At 67.0% G+C, this 17,354-nt stretch carries 7 protein-coding genes; 6 read left to right on the forward strand and 1 reads right to left on the reverse strand.

The window, feature by feature from the left end; genetic code table 11:
* Positions 1 to 96 precede the first annotated feature (96 nt).
* Complete coding sequence (locus ACFWMR_RS10660; RefSeq protein WP_378378215.1) at positions 97 to 1,323, reverse strand: hypothetical protein; 1,227 nt, start codon at positions 1,321 to 1,323, stop codon at positions 97 to 99.
* A 627-nt stretch (positions 1,324 to 1,950) separates the two neighbouring features.
* Here ACFWMR_RS10660 and rpoB point away from each other — a divergent pair.
* The 6 genes from rpoB (at position 1,951) to ACFWMR_RS10690 (ending at position 17,245) form a co-directional block, all read left to right on the forward strand.
* Complete coding sequence (gene rpoB, locus ACFWMR_RS10665; protein WP_378378216.1) at positions 1,951 to 5,451, forward strand: DNA-directed RNA polymerase subunit beta; 3,501 nt, start codon at positions 1,951 to 1,953, stop codon at positions 5,449 to 5,451.
* A gap of 84 nt (positions 5,452 to 5,535) precedes the next feature.
* Positions 5,536 to 9,447, forward strand: coding sequence for a DNA-directed RNA polymerase subunit beta' (locus ACFWMR_RS10670; protein ID WP_093938492.1), 3,912 nt, complete (start codon positions 5,536 to 5,538; stop codon positions 9,445 to 9,447).
* Positions 9,448 to 9,635: 188 nt separating this feature from the next.
* Complete coding sequence (locus tag ACFWMR_RS10675) at positions 9,636 to 11,399, forward strand: hypothetical protein (protein WP_378378217.1); 1,764 nt, start codon at positions 9,636 to 9,638, stop codon at positions 11,397 to 11,399.
* 167 nt (positions 11,400 to 11,566) lie between these two features.
* Positions 11,567 to 13,333, forward strand: a complete 1,767-nt coding sequence (locus ACFWMR_RS10680; RefSeq protein WP_378378218.1) for a CARDB domain-containing protein — start codon at positions 11,567 to 11,569, stop codon at positions 13,331 to 13,333.
* 255 nt (positions 13,334 to 13,588) lie between these two features.
* Positions 13,589 to 14,713 carry a serine hydrolase domain-containing protein gene (locus ACFWMR_RS10685; protein WP_378378219.1) on the forward strand — a complete coding sequence of 375 codons (1,125 nt, stop codon included), beginning with the start codon at positions 13,589 to 13,591 and terminating at the stop codon, positions 14,711 to 14,713.
* 732 nt (positions 14,714 to 15,445) lie between these two features.
* Positions 15,446 to 17,245 (forward strand): hypothetical protein, encoded by a 1,800-nt coding sequence (locus ACFWMR_RS10690; protein ID WP_093938488.1) that lies wholly within the window; start codon positions 15,446 to 15,448, stop codon positions 17,243 to 17,245.
* Positions 17,246 to 17,354: the final 109 nt, after the last annotated feature.

Here is a 17,354-nt window from a genome sequence, read left to right on the forward strand (position 1 = left end):
GACACAGAGGCCCTCAAGGAGGCCTTCACGGCTTCCCACCCCGCCGACCTGCGTTTAGCGGGCTAAACGCGAAGCGCCGGGGCCTTGGCCAGGAGCTCAGCGGCCGCTCGACCGGAGCTTGAAGCTCGCGGTCCGTGCCTTCTTGGCCATCGCCCGGTCCGGATGCTTCGCGCCGACCACGTCCAGGAGTTCGCGGGTGGCCGGGTGACCGGAGGACGTCAGCAGATCGACCACGTCGAAGCCGTCCTCCAGGTCGGCGAGCTGATGGACGAACGAGCCGAGCACGTGCATGGCCGCGAAGTGGTCGGTCATCCCGACGGCGACTTCGTCGCGGGTGATCGTTTCGCGCCGGACCGCTCCCTGCTCGGACAGCCACATCGCGGCGACCGCGCCGGGCACGCCGCCCTCGGCGCGGACTTCGGCAGCGGCTTCGACACCGGGCTCGCCGGTGGCCCCGAGCACGACCAGGGCGAACAGCCGCCCCTCGGGACGCTTCGTGGTCCGGAGGAACTCACTCGCTTCCTCGATCGTGGCGGAGGGCGATCGGCGCCGGGCCCAGGCCTTCAGTTCGGCGTCCATGATCGCCGCCGCGGTGCCGACGAGGCCCGAACACAGGCTGTCGAGACTTTCGTCCGCGGATTCACCGACGACCGGCGCGTTCACTCCGGCCGCGCGGAGTTCCCGGTTGATCGCCCACACGGCGATCGGGGTGAGCCAGATCATCGCCGGCGACGGGCTGGGATCGCCCGTGACCTTGGTGACCGACGCGAGTTCGGCCGGATCCGCGACGCCCTGATGGAGGGCGCCGAGCCGTTCCAGGAGGTCCAGCGTGACCGCCACCGCGTGACGCGTCGACTCGCTGCGCTCGAGGCCGAGCATCGCCGTCAAGACCTCGGGGAGGAGGTCGACGGGAACCGGGGTCGGACCCGATCCGTAGAGCGTGAAAGCGATCGTCGAGACCAGCCGGGGAAGCATCAGGTCGAAACCCGGAGGCAAGTCGTCGTCCTCAAGGGCGAAGACACGACCGGTTTCGCCGATCGTCAGATACGCCCGCTCCCAGAGCTCGACAGGGCTGTCGAGGAGGTTCGCGTTTTCCTCGACGGCTACGTGCGCTCCGTCGACGACACGGACCAGCCCGCAAGCCTCGGCCCAGCGGGGGATCAGCGCGTTGTCCGGTTCGTCAGGCTTGCCCAAAGCGGCGACGTAGCGGCGAAGGTCCTTCAGGACGGTGCTCTGCTCCGCGGCGACCCGCAGCTCGGCCTCGGTGGGCAGAACAGCCGCGGGCATCGGCGGCGCGTCGGACTCGGGCCCCTGCTCGTTCATGCCTCCAGTCTCGCAGCGGCGGCCGGATCGACTTTAGCCCCCTAATCGCGATCTGAGGGCCTCCCTGTGCGCCACCCCAGCCGACTCACCGGTCACAGCCGCCACAAGCCCCGAACCACCCCGAACGCCCCCGCCCCGACCCGGTGACTCTCCAGGGCGCCCCGCCGTCCGGATCGCGTTTAGCCCGCTAAACGCAGGTCGGCGCCCCGGTGCCGTCACCTGCGGGTACCGGGCGGTAACCAGGATGATCGTCCTGTGAAGCACCCTGTGCGGAGCTACTTCGACGCTGCGCCAACCGGCGGGACCACCGCGCGGCATCTTGACTCAGAGCCCCTGTGGGGTCACGCTTACTGGCAACGGTGAGAACCGGCGGTGCCCTTGCGGGAGGGACGGCCCGGGGAAGCCAGGAGAGGCATACCTGAAGACGTTGCGATGCAGGCTGGGCCCCATCGGGAGCGCCCCCTGGACAGACCGCGACGTTCGGGCTAGACTGCTTCTTTGCGCTGCCCTCTTTCAGGCTGCCCGGAGCCGGTAGTTAGGATAGTGGGCACACGGCACCCTTGACAGTCCGCTTCAGCTGTTGCTGACGCGGCTGCTCACCGCTCATTGTCCCCGGAAGGACGCATCTTGGCAGTCTCTCCCGCGAACCAGGCCACTGCTGCGACCACCTCGGCTGTATCTCGCTCGGAGTCCACGGGAATCCCGGGAGCCCCCAAACGGGTCTCCTTCGCAAAGATTCGCGAGCCGCTCAGCACCCCGAACCTGCTCGACGTGCAGATCAGGTCATTCGAATGGTTCACCGGCGACGAGGCGTGGTTCGAACGCCGCGTCGAAGAAGGTGAAGAAAACCCGGTCGGCGGCCTGGAAGAGGTCCTCAACGAGATCTCGCCGATCGAAGACTTCTCCGGATCCATGTCGCTGTCCTTCTCCGACCCGCGCTTCGACGAGGTCAAGGCCTCCGTCGAGGAGTGCAAGGACAAGGACATGACGTACGCGGCCCCGCTGTTCGTGACCGCCGAGTTCGTGAACAACAACACCGGCGAGATCAAGAGCCAGACGGTCTTCATGGGCGACTTCCCGGTGATGACCGACAAGGGCACCTTCGTCATCAACGGCACCGAGCGTGTCGTCGTGTCCCAGCTGGTCCGTTCGCCGGGTGTGTACTTCGACACCAGCGTCGACAAGACCACGGACAAGGACGTCTTCAACGTCCGCGTCATCCCGAGCCGGGGTGCCTGGCTCGAGTTCGACGTCGACAAGCGCGACACCGTCGGCGTCCGCATCGACCGCAAGCGCCGCCAGCCGGTCACCGTGCTGCTGAAGGCGCTCGGCTGGACCACCGAGGCGATCCGCGAGCGCTTCTCCTTCTCCGAGACGCTGCTCGCCACCCTCGAGAAGGACCACACCGCCGGCACCGACGAGGCGCTGCTCGACATCTACCGCAAGCTGCGCCCGGGCGAACCGCCCACCAAGGAGAGCGCGCAGACGCTGCTGGAGAACCTGTTCTTCAAGCCGAAGCGCTACGACCTGGCCAAGGTCGGCCGGTACAAGCTGAACAAGAAGCTCGGCCTGACCACGCCGTACGACACCGGGACGCTGACCGAAGAGGACATCGTCTCGACGATCGAGTACCTGGTCCGCCTGCACGCGGGCGAGGACAAGGCGACCGTCGGCGACCAGACCATCCCGGTCGAGACCGACGACATCGACCACTTCGGCAACCGTCGTCTCCGCACCGTCGGCGAGCTCATCCAGAACCAGATCCGCGTGGGTCTGTCCCGGATGGAGCGCGTCGTCCGCGAGCGGATGACCACCCAGGACGTCGAGGCGATCACGCCGCAGACCCTGATCAACATCCGTCCCGTCGTGGCGGCGATCAAGGAGTTCTTCGGTACTTCGCAGCTGTCGCAGTTCATGGACCAGAACAACCCGCTGTCGGGGCTGACGCACAAGCGTCGTCTGTCCGCCCTCGGCCCGGGTGGTCTGTCGCGTGAGCGCGCCGGCATGGAGGTCCGTGACGTCCACCCGTCGCACTACGGCCGCATGTGCCCGATCGAGACGCCGGAAGGCCCGAACATCGGCCTGATCGGTTCGCTCTGCTCGTACGCGCGGGTCAACCCGTTCGGTTTCATCGAGACCCCGTACCGCAAGGTCGTCGAGGGCCGCGTCACCGACCAGGTCGACTACCTCACCGCGGACGAGGAAGACCGTTACGTGAAGGCGCAGGCGAACGCGCCGATCTCGGACGACGGCACCTTCGTCGAAGACCGCGTCCTGGTCCGTAAGAAGGGCGGCGAGGTCGAGCTGATCGACCCGCTCGACGTGGACTACATGGACGTCTCGCCGCGACAGATGGTCTCGGTCGCGACCGCGATGATCCCGTTCCTCGAGCACGACGACGCGAACCGCGCGCTCATGGGCGCGAACATGCAGCGTCAGGCAGTTCCGCTGCTGCGCAACTCGGCCCCGCTGGTCGGTACCGGCGTGGAGCTGCGTGCCGCGGTGGACGCCGGTGACGTGCTCGTCGCCGAGCAGGCCGGTGTGGTCGAGGAGCTCTCGGCCGACCTGATCACGATCATGCACGACGACGGCACGCGGAAGAGCTACGGACTGTACAAGTTCCGCCGCTCGAACCACGGCACCTGCTTCAACCACCGCCCGATCGTCAACGAGGGTGACCGGGTCGAGCAGGGTCAGGTCATCGCCGACGGCCCGTCCACCGAGAACGGTGAGATGGCGCTCGGCAAGAACCTGCTCGTCGCGGTCATGCCGTGGGAGGGCCACAACTACGAGGACGCGATCATCCTCTCCGAGCGCCTGGTGCAGGACGACGTGCTCACGTCGATCCACATCGAGGAGCACGAGATCGACGCCCGCGACACCAAGCTGGGCGCCGAGGAGATCACCCGGGACATCCCGAACGTCTCCGAGGAGGTCCTCGCCGACCTCGACGAGCGCGGCATCATCCGCATCGGTGCCGAGGTCCGCGACGGCGACATCCTGGTCGGCAAGGTCACGCCCAAGGGCGAGACCGAGCTGACCCCGGAGGAGCGCCTGCTCCGCGCGATCTTCGGCGAGAAGGCCCGTGAGGTCCGCGACACCTCGCTGAAGGTGCCGCACGGCGAGACCGGCAAGGTCATCGGCATCCGCGTGTTCTCGCGCGAGGACGACGACGAGCTGCCCCCGGGCGTCAACGAACTGGTCCGCGTCTACGTGGCCCAGAAGCGGAAGATCCAGCCGGGCGACAAGCTCGCCGGCCGCCACGGGAACAAGGGTGTCATCGGCAAGATCCTCCCCGCCGAGGACATGCCGTTCATGGAGGACGGCACGCCCGTCGACATCATCCTGAACACCCACGGTGTCCCGCGTCGTATGAACATCGGCCAGGTCCTGGAGCTTCACCTGGGCTGGCTGGCGTCGCAGGGCTGGAAGATCGAGGGCGAGCCCGACTGGGCGAAGAACCTCAACGAGGAGCTCTACGACGTCGACCCCGGCACGAACACCGCCACCCCGGTGTTCGACGGCGCCAAGGAAGAGGAGCTCACCGGGCTGCTCGCGGCGACCAAGCCGAACCGCGACGGCGAGCGCATGGTCAAGCAGAACGGCAAGGCCACGCTGCTCGACGGCCGCTCCGGCGAGCCGTACCCGTACCCGGTCTCGGTCGGCTACATGTACATCCTGAAGCTGCACCACCTGGTCGACGACAAGATCCACGCCCGGTCCACCGGCCCGTACTCGATGATCACGCAGCAGCCGCTGGGTGGTAAGGCGCAGTTCGGTGGCCAGCGGTTCGGCGAGATGGAGTGCTGGGCGATGCAGGCGTACGGCGCCGCATACACCCTGCAGGAGCTCCTGACGATCAAGTCGGACGACGTGGTCGGCCGCGTCAAGGTGTACGAGGCCATCGTCAAGGGGGAGAACATCCCCGAGCCGGGTATCCCCGAGTCGTTCAAGGTGCTCCTGAAGGAGCTCCAGTCGCTCTGCCTCAACGTCGAGGTGCTGTCCAGCGACGGCGCCGCGATCGAGATGCGCGACTCCGACGACGAGGACCTCGAGCGTGCCGCGGCGAACCTCGGCATCAACCTGTCCCGCAACGAGTCGCCCTCGGTGGACGACGTCGTGCACTGACCGCGATGAGGCGGGAGTCCGTCGGGCTCCCGCCTCCACTCGCCAACTCCTCTAGTCGCATCAACCCCAAGGGGATGTAAAGACGTGCTGGACGTCAACTTCTTCGATGAGCTCCGCATCGGCCTCGCCACCGCCGACGACATTCGTCAGTGGTCCTTCGGCGAGGTGAAGAAGCCGGAGACCATCAACTACCGGACGCTCAAGCCCGAGAAGGACGGCCTCTTCTGCGAGAAGATCTTCGGCCCGACCCGGGACTGGGAGTGCTACTGCGGTAAGTACAAGCGGGTCCGCTTCAAGGGCATCATCTGCGAGCGCTGTGGCGTCGAGGTCACCCGCGCCAAGGTGCGCCGTGAGCGGATGGGCCACATCGAGCTGGCCGCCCCCGTCACCCACATCTGGTACTTCAAGGGTGTTCCCTCCCGCCTGGGCTACCTGCTCGACCTGGCGCCGAAGGACCTCGAGAAGATCATCTACTTCGCGGCCTACGTGATCACCGGTGTGAACACCGAGCTGCGGCACAACGACCTGCCGACCCTCGAGAACGAGATCGGCGTCGAGCGCAAGAACCTCGAGACCAAGCGTGACGCGGACATCGAGGCACGGGCGCAGAAGCTGGAAGCCGACCTGGCCGAGCTGGAGGCGGAGGGCGCCAAGTCCGACGTCCGCCGCAAGGTCAAGGAAGGCGGCGAGCGCGAGATGCGTCAGCTGCGTGACCGCGCCGGTCGCGAGCTGGACCGTCTCGAGGAGGTCTGGACGACCTTCACCAAGCTCGACGTGCGTCAGCTGATCGCCGACGAGCTGCTCTACCGCGAGCTCATCGACCGGTACGGCGAGTACTTCACCGGCGGCATGGGCGCGGAGGCCATCCAGAAGCTGGCCACCGAGTTCGACGTCGCGGCCGAGGCCGACAACCTGCGCGACACCATCCGCAACGGCAAGGGGCAGAAGAAGCTCCGCGCGCTGAAGCGGCTCAAGGTCGTCGCGGCCTTCCAGGCCACCGGCAACGACCCGCGCGGCATGGTGCTCGACGCCGTCCCGGTGATCCCGCCGGACCTGCGCCCGATGGTCCAGCTCGACGGTGGCCGGTTCGCCACCTCCGACCTGAACGACCTCTACCGCCGGGTCATCAACCGGAACAACCGGTTGAAGCGGCTGATCGACCTCGGCGCGCCCGAGATCATCGTCAACAATGAGAAGCGGATGCTGCAGGAGGCCGTCGACGCGCTGTTCGACAACGGCCGCCGCGGCCGCCCGGTCACCGGTCCCGGTAACCGCCCGCTGAAGTCGCTGTCCGACCTGCTCAAGGGCAAGCAGGGCCGGTTCCGTCAGAACCTGCTCGGCAAGCGTGTCGACTACTCCGGCCGTTCGGTCATCATCGTCGGCCCGCAGCTGAAGCTGCACCAGTGCGGTCTGCCGAAGGACATGGCGCTCGAGCTGTTCAAGCCGTTCGTCATGAAGCGGCTGGTCGACCTGAACCACGCGCAGAACATCAAGTCCGCCAAGCGGATGGTGGAACGCTCGCGGCCGCAGGTGTGGGACGTGCTCGAAGAGGTCATCACCGGCCACCCGGTGATGCTGAACCGTGCGCCGACCCTGCACCGCCTCGGTATCCAGGCCTTCGAGCCGCAGCTGGTCGAAGGCAAGGCCATCCAGCTGCACCCGCTGGTCTGTGAAGCGTTCAACGCGGACTTCGACGGTGACCAGATGGCCGTGCACCTCCCGCTGTCCGCGGAGGCGCAGGCCGAGGCCCGCATCCTGATGCTGTCGGCGAACAACATCCTTTCGCCGGCGTCGGGCCGCCCGCTCGCCATGCCGCGTCTGGACATGGTGACCGGTCTGTTCCACCTGACCCGCCTGAACGAGAAGGCCGACGGAGCGGGCTTCGCCTACTCCTCGCCGGCCGAGGCGATCATGGCGTTCGACCGCAAGGCGCTGAGCCTGCACGCCCCGATCAAGATCCGCATCACCGACCGTCAGCCCGCCAAGGCCGACGAAGCGGCGCTCGCGGAGAAGGGCTGGGAGCCGGGCAAGGCTTGGCTGGCCGAGACCACCCTGGGCCGCGTGCTGTTCAACGAGCTGCTGCCGGCGGACTACCCGTTCATCAACGAGCCGATGCCGAAGAAGCGTCAGGCCCTGATCGTGAACGACCTCGCCGAGCGCTACTCGATGACCCAGGTCGCGCAGACCCTGGACCGCCTGAAGGACGCCGGTTTCTACTGGGCGACCCGCTCGGGTGTCACGGTCGCGATCTCCGACGTGCTCGTCCCGGCAGGCAAGAAGGCCATTCTGGACGAGTACGAAGGCAAGGCCGACCAGGTCGAGAAGCGGTACCAGCGTGGTCAGCTGTCGCACACCGAGCGCAACAACGAGCTCGTCAAGGTGTGGACGCAGGCCACCGAAGAGGTCCACAAGATCATGGAGACGGCGCTGCCGGACGACAACCCGATCGCGATGATCGTGAAGTCGGGCGCGGCGGGCAACATGACGCAGGTCCGGTCGCTGGCCGGTATGCGTGGCCTGGTGTCGAACCCGAAGGGTGAGTACATCCCGCGTCCGATCAAGGCCAACTTCCGTGAAGGCCTGTCGGTGGCGGAGTACTTCATCGCGACGCACGGTGCCCGTAAGGGTCTGGCGGACACGGCGCTCCGTACCGCCGACTCGGGTTACCTGACCCGTCGTCTGGTGGACGTGTCGCAGGACGTCATCGTCCGCGAGATCGACTGTGGCACCACCCGCGGTATCAACATGCCGATCGGGCAGGACGTCGGCGACGGCAAGGTCCTGCGCGACCAGCACGTCGAGACGGCCGTGTACGCGCGGAACCTGGCGACCGACGCGGTCGACGCCAAGGGCAACGTCGTGCTCAACGCCGGCGACGACATCGGCGACCCGGCCCTGGACAAGCTCATCTCGAGCGGGATCTCCAAGGTCAAGGTCCGTTCGGTCCTCACCTGTGAGTCGGCCGTCGGTATCTGCGCCACCTGCTACGGCCGGTCCATGGCGACCGGTCAGCTCGTCGACGTCGGCGAGGCCGTGGGTATCGTCGCGGCCCAGTCGATCGGTGAGCCGGGTACGCAGCTGACGATGCGTACGTTCCACCAGGGTGGTGTCGCCGGTGACGACATCACGACCGGTCTGCCCCGTGTCCAGGAGCTGTTCGAGGCCCGGGTCCCGAAGGGCAAGGCGCCGATCGCCGACGTCGATGGCCGTGTGCGCATCGAGGAGAGCGAGCGGTTCTGGAAGATCACGCTGATCCCGGACGACGGCAGCGAAGAGATCGTCTTCGACAAGCTGTCCAAGCGTCAGCGGCTCGCGAACACCCCGAACGGCCCGCTGGGCGACGGTGACCGTGTCGCCGTCGGTCAGCAGCTGCTCGAAGGCACGCCGGACCCGCACGAGGTCCTGCGGGTCATGGGGCCGCGCGAGGCGCAGATGCACCTGGTGGACGAGGTCCAGAAGGTGTACCGGGCGCAGGGTGTGTCGATCCACGACAAGCACATCGAGGTCATCGTGCGGCAGATGCTGCGCCGCGTGACGATCATCGACTCCGGTGCCACGGACTTCCTCCCGGGCGAGCTGCCCGAGCGGACCAAGTTCGAGGCGAAGAACCGCGCGTCGGTCGCCGAAGGTGGCGAGCCCGCCTCGGGTCGCCCGGTGCTGATGGGGATCACGAAGGCCTCGCTGACCACGGACTCGTGGCTGTCGGCGGCCTCGTTCCAGGAGACCACGCGTGTCCTGACCGACGCGGCCATCAACGGCCGTTCGGACAAGCTCGTGGGCCTCAAGGAGAACGTGATCATCGGTAAGCTGATCCCGGCCGGTACCGGGATCAACAAGTACCGCAACATCCAGGTGCAGCCGACCGAGGAGGCGCGGGTCGCCGCTTACGCGATCCCGTCCTACGACGACGGCTACTACACCCCGGATGTCTTCGGCTCCACCCCTGGTGCCGCGGTGCCGCTGGACGACTACGACTTCGGCCGCGACTTCCGCTGACCGAAGCGATAACGACGAGAAAGGCCCCCGCCGATCCGGCGGGGGCCTTTCTCGTTTTCCGGAATGTTCCGATTCGACCCCGGTACCCGAAATAGGTGTGGGTCCCTCGCGAATCCGGTTAAGGTGATCGGGTTCCACGCGGTTCGGGGGCTGTGCGCATTCCAATGGGTTATCTGGGGAGACTCTGCGTGAGCAAAAGACCTGGCGCGAGATCGATCGCGCGTACCGGGGTTGTCTATTTCGCCGCCGTGGCGGCATTGACCGGCGTTTTCGCCACACCGGCCTTGGCGGATCCGGAGCCTTCGGCTCCTGTTTCCACCGCACCGGCGACGTCCGAAGCACCGGAGAGTTCCACGGCTCCCTCGCCCAGCGTTCCGCCTGCGGAGAGCTCGGCTCCCGCGGCGCCGAAACCGCAGGCCGAGCGAGCGAACATCGAGGCGTCGGTCGTCTTCGACAAGCCGTCGTATCGGACCGACGAGGACGTCCGATTCACTTTCAAGATCAAGAATGTCGGCACCGTCGACTCGACCGGAATCTGGGTTTCCCAGTCGTTCAGTGAGCCGACCGATTTGGTGGTCCCCTACGAACCGGGCTGGGGACCGCTCGTGCTCGGCCGGGAGAAAAAGAACCTCAAGCCGGGCGAGAGCTTCGAGCTCCCGGTCACCGGGAAGGTCAAAGACCTCGAGAACGCCTCCGCCGTCGTTCAGGGAATCATCTTCGACGACAGCAGCTTCATGGTCGGTCGGTTCTCCGGTACCACGAAGATCACCAAAGAGACCGGCCGCGTGACGGGTGTCGTCTACGGCGACAAGAACGGCAGCGGCACGCTCGACGACGGGGAAAAGCTGGACGGCGTAACCCTCACGCTGAACTACAACAATGGCCCCACCAAATTCACCGCCACGAGCGACGCGGACGGCCGAATCGAGTTCGGTGACGTCCCCGCGGCCGAGTATCGCTTCGGCGGCGAGGTGATCAAGGGCTGGTTGTTCCCCGCCAAGCTCGTCAAGATCGAGCCCGGTGAGAAGAACTTGCTTCTTCGCGGTTCGCCGCCGTTGAACGGCGCGTTGAAAGCATCGCTGGCCTTCGCCAAGGACACCTATCAGCCTGGTGAGACCGCGCATGTCACCGTGACGCTGACCAACTCCGGAACGATCCCGCTCACCGGCATCGTGGCCGCGTGCAATCGCGCGGGTGCCGACCACGCCTTCAAAGGCAGGTCCGGGTGGGGAGAACTCGACTCCGACACGGACGGCGCCACCATCGCTCCGGGACAGACGCGGACGTTCGATGTGTCGGAGAAGGTGCCGGATGCCGCGCTCAACGTCGGCTACGTCGGGGTGGAGTGTGACTTCGGGTATGGCGAGGTCGACATCGACAACCACGCCACGGCCCATGCCAGGGCGGCGGTGCCGGGTGGTGTCGCCTCCGTCATCGGGGACGTCGTGCACAACGCCGGCCCGGGCAAGCCGCAGGAGGGCCTTTCCGGCGTCAAGGTCGTACTCGTCTCCAAGGGTGACTGCCCTGTAGCGGGCGAGACGACGACCGATGAGAAAGGACACTTCGAGTTCCGCAAGGTAGCGCCTGGGCCGGACTACAGCTTGTACTTCCTGCCCCCTCAGGGCTGGCGGATCAAGTACGACAATCCGACGTCGATTCTGGTCGTGGGCCCGGAGGACAACGCCGGTCGGACGTTCGTCGAGGCGGAGAAGGGTGAGGCTCCGCTCCCTGCCGTGCCCGCCCAGCCTTCGACCTGTGGCAAGCCCGGAACCACCACTCCGGTACCCGGCGCGCCAGGCGGAGAGCAGGGTTCCGGCGGCGGACAGGGCGGATCGGGGCTGGCCAGCACCGGAGCCGACGTGCTCTGGCTCGGTGCGCTGGCGCTGGCCGCGCTGGGCCTCGGAGGGGCACTGATGTTCGGTGCCCGCCGCCGTCGCAGGCCTGTCGAGTAAGCAGCGACCATCACGAGAAAGCCCCCGGTTCCACGCCGGGGGCTTTCTCTTTGCCGATACCACTCGAAATAGGTTCTGGCTTTTCACGAATCCCGATAGGGTGATCCGGTTCTACGCGGTTCGGGGGCTATGCGCATTTCCATCTGGGTAATCAGGGGTGACTCTGCGTGAACAAATCACCAAGTGGTAGATCGAGCTTTCGCACTGGGGCGGTCTATCTCGCGACCTTCGCCGCGGCCGCGGCATTGACGGGCGCGTTCGCCGCGCCCGCCGGAGCGGATCCGGCACCTTCGTCACCGGCATCGAGTGCGCCGGCGACGTCTGAGGCTCCGGCGAGTTCCGCGGCGCCGCCGTCCAGCGCGCCACCGGTCGAGAGTTCGACGCCCGCGGCGCCGAAGCCGCAGGCCGAGCGGCCGCAGCTCGTATCGTCGGTCGTCTTCGACAAGAGCGAATTCCGGACCGACGAGAACGTCACCTTCACCTTCAAGGTCAAGAACACCGGCACCGCCGCCGCGAACGGTCTGAAGGTCTTCCAGTTCATCAGCGATCCGTCCGACCTGTCGGTCTCGTTCGATCCTGGGTGGGGAGAACTGGAACGCACCAAGTCAGGCAAGAAGCTCGAGGCCGGAGAGACCTACGAGGTCAAGGTCTCCGGGCAGATTCAAGACCTCACCTCGGGCAAAGCGGTCGTCCGCGGCTACGTGCAGGACGAGACCGGTGCCGGCAGCGGGGAATTCCAGGAGTCCGTCGCCATCGTCAAGGTCTCCGGGCACGCGGCGGGCGTCGTGTTCGGCGACAAGAACGGCAACGGCCGCGCCGACGACGGCGAACAGCTGTCCGGCATCGCCCTCACCCTGAAGTACGCCAACGGATCCGCCAAGTTCGAGGCCACGAGCGACGCGGCCGGGAAGATCGACTTCGGCGACGTCCCGGCAGCCAGGTACTACCTCGGCGGCGAGGAAATCAAGGGCTGGCATTTCCCGTTCGAGTTCGTGCGGATCGGGCCGGATTCGAAGGATCTGCTCGTCCGAGGAGCGCCGCCGCTGAACGGTGCGCTGAAAGCGTCGATGGCCTTCACCCAGGACAGCTACCAGCCTGGCGATCTCGCCCACGTCACCGTGACCCTGACCAACTCGGGTCCGATCCCGCTCACGGGCATCGTCTCCGGTTGTGACCGCTTCGGAGCCGACTACGCGCTGAAAGGCGGGGCTGGTTGGGGCGAACTCGGCTACCTGGCGAACGGGGTGACGATCGCGCCCGGCGAGACGCGCGCGATCGACGTGTCCGAGAAGGTGCCGGATGCCACCGTCAACCGCGGCCTGGTCACGGTGAGCTGCGACTTCGGTTATCGCGATGTCGACCTCGACGGTCACGCGTACGCCCATGGTCAGGCGGCCGTGCCGGGTGCTCTCGCCACCGTCGCCGGTGACGTGGTCCAGCCGGCCGGTCAGGGTGAGCCGAAGGGCGTCAGCGGGGTCAAGGTCGTGCTCGTCTCCGATGGGGACTGTCCCGTCATCGGCGAGCGGACGACCGACGCCGAAGGACGTTTCGAGTTCCGCAAGGTGGCGCCGGGGCCGGAGTACCGGCTGTATCTGCTGACGCCTCAGGGATGGCGGATCAAGGACGAGAACCCGAGGCCGATCCATGTCGTCGGGCCGGAGGACAAGCCCTGGCCGGTACGGTTCGAGGCCGAGCCCGGCGAGGCGCCCGCGCCCACCGTGCCCACGCAGCCCGCGAACTGCGGTGAGCCGGGAACTCCGGCTCCGACGACCGGCGCTCCCGCCGGGCAGGGCAGCGGTGGCGGCCAAGGTGGCTCGGGGCTGGCCAGCACCGGTGCCGACGTGATCTGGCTCGGCGCGCTCGCGCTCGCCGCGCTGGGCCTCGGCGGGGCACTGATCTTCGGCGCCCGCCGCCGTCGCCAACCGTCCGAATAACAACCACCCCACCTCAAGAAAGCCCCCGGTCTCTCCCGGACCGGGGGCTTTTCCCTGCCCGTCACCTCTCCCCGCCGACCTGCGTTTAGCCCGCTAATCGCGATCCGGGGGCGACCTGCGTTTAGCGGGCTAAACGCGATCTGGGGCCGGCGGCGAGGAAGGCCGACGATCGGTGCGGTATCCGCCTAGATGCGCGACGGATGGCGGACGATCCCGAGGTCGGCGGTCGAAAAGATGGTCAATATGGAATCACTGGTGACAGAAGAGAACTCGGCCATGAAGAGCCTGCGGTCCGCCTTGGACGGTGTCCACCGGGCGGGGGTGCCGGGTGTGTTCGCCGAGGTGCGCGCGGGTGAGCTGGTCTGGCGCGGGGCCGCCGGGGTCGCCGACCTCGAAACCGGTCGCCCCGTCGAGATCGGTATGCGGCAGCGCGTTGGCAGCATCACCAAGACCTTCGTCTCGGCCGCGGTTCTGCGGCAGGTCGAGGCGGGGCGGCTCGATCTCGACGCGCCGATCGGCGACCACCTGCCGCGGCTTGTCCCCGGTGAACGGGGCCGGACGATCACGATCCGCATGCTGCTCAACCACACCAGCGGCCTCGCCGAGTACCTGCCTTACGCGTTCCCGTCGCTCAAGGAGCTCGCTCCCGGGAGCCTCGACGACAACCGGTTCCGGCGGTTCCGCCCCACCGAGCTGATCGCGATGGGTGTCGACGCGCCCGCCACCGGGGAGCCGGGAAGCACTCCCGGGATCTACTCCAACACGAACTACCTGCTCCTGGGCGAGCTCCTGGAACACCTGACCGGCACACCAGCGGAAGAGCACATCTCCCGCAGCATCATCGAGCCCGCAGGCCTCGCGAACACCGGCTTTCCCGCCGGCCCGCCAATCGTCGGAGCGCACTCTCGGATGTACGAAGCGCTGTTCGGCGCGATCGATCCGCCGCGCGACTACAGCGTCTACAACATGTCCTGGGTGATGACCGGCGCCGGCCTGGTCTCGACCGTCGAGGACCTCAACCGCTTCTATCGGAAGCTGCTCGACGGGGAGATCGTCAGCCCGTCGTCGCTGGCGGAGATGCAGCGTCTGGTCCCGGTCATCGCGCAGGACGGGCGGCTGATCGACTACGGGCTCGGTCTTTACAAGACCGAGATCCCGGGTCACGGCGTCTTCTGGGGGCATGACGGGACGGTTTGGGGCGCCTTGACGATGGCCTGGGCCAGTGCCGACAGCGGACGGCAGTTCTCCGCCGCGATGAACCTCGTGCGCTGGCGCAAGCCGGACGCCGAAGGAACCTCCCACCCCATCGACGACGCCCTGGCGACCCTCAAGCACCAGGCCCTCTGCGGCCCCGCCTCCGACCTGCGTTTAGCCCCCTAATCGCGATCCGGCGCCGACTTGCGTTTAGCCCCTAATCGCGATCTGAGGCGGGGAAGCGCAGGTCGGCGCGGGGAGGCGCAGCGTGAGGACCAGCGCGACGAGCGCCGATGGCGACTCCGTCTCGGAAGGCTCCCCGGATCCAGGTCAGCACCAGAGTTCCCGGGATTGAATAACGAACTCGTAACGCTGCCGCGAGCGCGAGGAGCAGGTTACTGGTCCGTTGTGACGTGCGGTAGTGCCGCCAGGTGGCCTAATTCCCAGTACTCGGAAAATCGCCACCCGTTCGGCCTAATGGCGCATCCGCATCGTGGGAAATTCACCCTGCCGTGTCATGTCCCATTCTTTGATCACGAGATTGACACTCCGACGGCTTCGCACGAGTATTTCGCCCATGCAATCCCCAGTCGCCTTGGTGTGGCGCCGGCACGTTGACTTGCGGCAGCAAGCAAGCGCGCTGTGTATGGATTCCTGACCTATTCCGGGCTGGTCGCGTTCCGCTGAATCCGCGTATCCGAAACGGATGCGCCGATTCTCCGTGCGCTGACACTTTCCGCTGTGCCGCAACGGTTTCCTGTGTGAACCGGCGGCTGATGGCTTTCCCTTTAATTCGTGCCGGTGGCACCTGTGCGAATCGGGGAGAGGTGTGCCGATTGTCTGGCGCTTCGGTAGCGAAAACAGGGAGAAAGAATGCTATCCAACTCGCCCAAGTGGCGAAAAGTGGCGATAGGCGCCATGGCGGTGGCGCTCGCCGTGGGCACGGTGACCTATACCGGTTCCGCGACGAGTGCCTACGCCGACGTCCAGGTCGTCAAGGACGCGAAGAAGGCGGCCGACGGCAAGGAGTACTGGGTTCAGAACCACCTGGTGTCCAAGGACGTCGCGGCGTCCCGGAGCGCCGACGGCAAGCGCAAGAAGTGGCTGCTGGTCTGGGCCGGTGACGAGAACATCGCCGACACCCTGGTCAAGGACGTCAAGAACCTGCCGGGTTCGCTCGGCGGGGGCCTGAACAAGATCAAGAACGCGTTGCCCGGTCCGGACTTCCTCGCCGTGATCGACGCGACGCAGGGTTCGCCGACCTACGGCAAGGTCGTCAACACCGCCACCGTCGGGCCGCTCGTCGAGAACGAGCCGCACCACATGCAATATGTGTGGCACAAGGGCGACACGATCTACGCCGGCGCGCTGTTCGCCGCCGCGACGTACGCCTTCGACGTTTCCGCGTTGCCGCAACTGAAACTCAAGGGCGTCAGCCTGCCGACCCAGACCCTCGGCGGTTCCGTGCCGGACGCGTACTGGGTCCTCAAGGACGGCACGGCGTACGGCACGTACATGGGCGGCCCGGTCGTGCCCGGCCCGCACACCTACGCCAACGGCTCCACCGTGGTGGGCAACGGTTTCGCCGGCAGCCCCGGCGAGGTCGTCCGCTTCGACCAGAACGCGCAGGTGCTCTCCGAGTCTCCGGCGGCCACACCGCAGGGCGACAACAAGAAGCTGTGCGACAACCTCCCGCAACTGGACAAACCGACCTGCGCCAACCCGCACGGCATCCAGGCGCGCGAGGACCTCAACACCCTGGTCACCAGCGACTACGCCGAGCCTCGCAACATCATTCTCGACCCGGTGAAGCAGCCGTCGCCGTACCTGCGACGGCCGACCGTCCGCACGTGGGACATCTCCGACCGCAACAAGCCGAAGCTCAAGGCGGTCTCATACCTGCCGGACGGTCCGCGCGCCGATCCCGCGGACCCGCTGCACGCCGAGAGCCGCGCGGTCATGGAGACCACGGTGACCAACCTGCCCGGGCACAAGGGCGCATTCGCCCAGACCATGCAGGGCGGCGCGGTGTTCTACACGCCGGACATCACCGCCAAGGAGCCGCACTGGATCCAGGTGTTCGACGACGGCGCCGCGAACAAGGCGATCCACCCGAACAACGACTCCAACGGTGGCGGCTCGAACGGCGGCTGGATCCAGACCAGCCCCGACGACAAGTACCTCTACCGCGCGATCACCGGCCGGTCCAAGGGCGCGCTCGGCCCGGACGACCCCGGCACCACCGGTGGCGTGTACGTCCTCGACATCCAGAAGCTGCTCGCCGCGGGCGACAAGGTCGAGAACATCGACGGCCGGATCGACACGAAGGAAAAGTCCCAGCAGGGCGGTGGCGGCGACCTGCCGACCGTCGTCGGCGCGGCACCGATCAACCCGGGCACCCCGGGTGGTGGCCCGCACTGGGGCGCGTACGACAACTTCGTGCTCGATGGCGACGGCTACTACCGCGAGACCGACAAGCCGCAGCACCTCGCGGTGTCGAACTACTTCGTCGCACGGTCCGGTTTGGACGGTGACCACAAGGTCAACCTGCTGAACCTCGGCGAGGACGGGAAGATCGCGGTCGACCAGAACTTCCGGGACGAGTTCACCGGACAGGTCGGGATCAACTTCAACCGGAAGACCTGGCCGCACGGGTCCTTCGGCAACGCCAAGCCGCACTCCGAACTGTTCGTCGTGGCTGACGCGGATCTCAAGTAACCCTGCTCGGCGCGGAAGGGGGGGGGGGGGGGGGGGCCCCCCCCCCCCCCCCCCCCCCCCCCCACCCCCCCCCCCCCCCCCCCCAGGGACACACCCCAAAAAACCGCCG

The sequence above is a fragment of the Amycolatopsis thailandensis genome, assembly GCF_042723255.1.
Taxonomy (GTDB): Bacteria; Actinomycetota; Actinomycetes; order Mycobacteriales; family Pseudonocardiaceae; genus Amycolatopsis; species Amycolatopsis thailandensis.

Excerpts from the sequence above, each read along its gene's own strand:
- ACFWMR_RS10690 (WP_093938488.1), top strand. The coding sequence starts at position 15,446 with ATGGCGGTGGCGCTCGCCGTGGGCACGGTGACCTATACCGGTTCCGCG.
- ACFWMR_RS10660 (WP_378378215.1), bottom strand. The coding sequence starts at position 1,323 with ATGAACGAGCAGGGGCCCGAGTCCGACGCGCCGCCGATGCCCGCGGCT.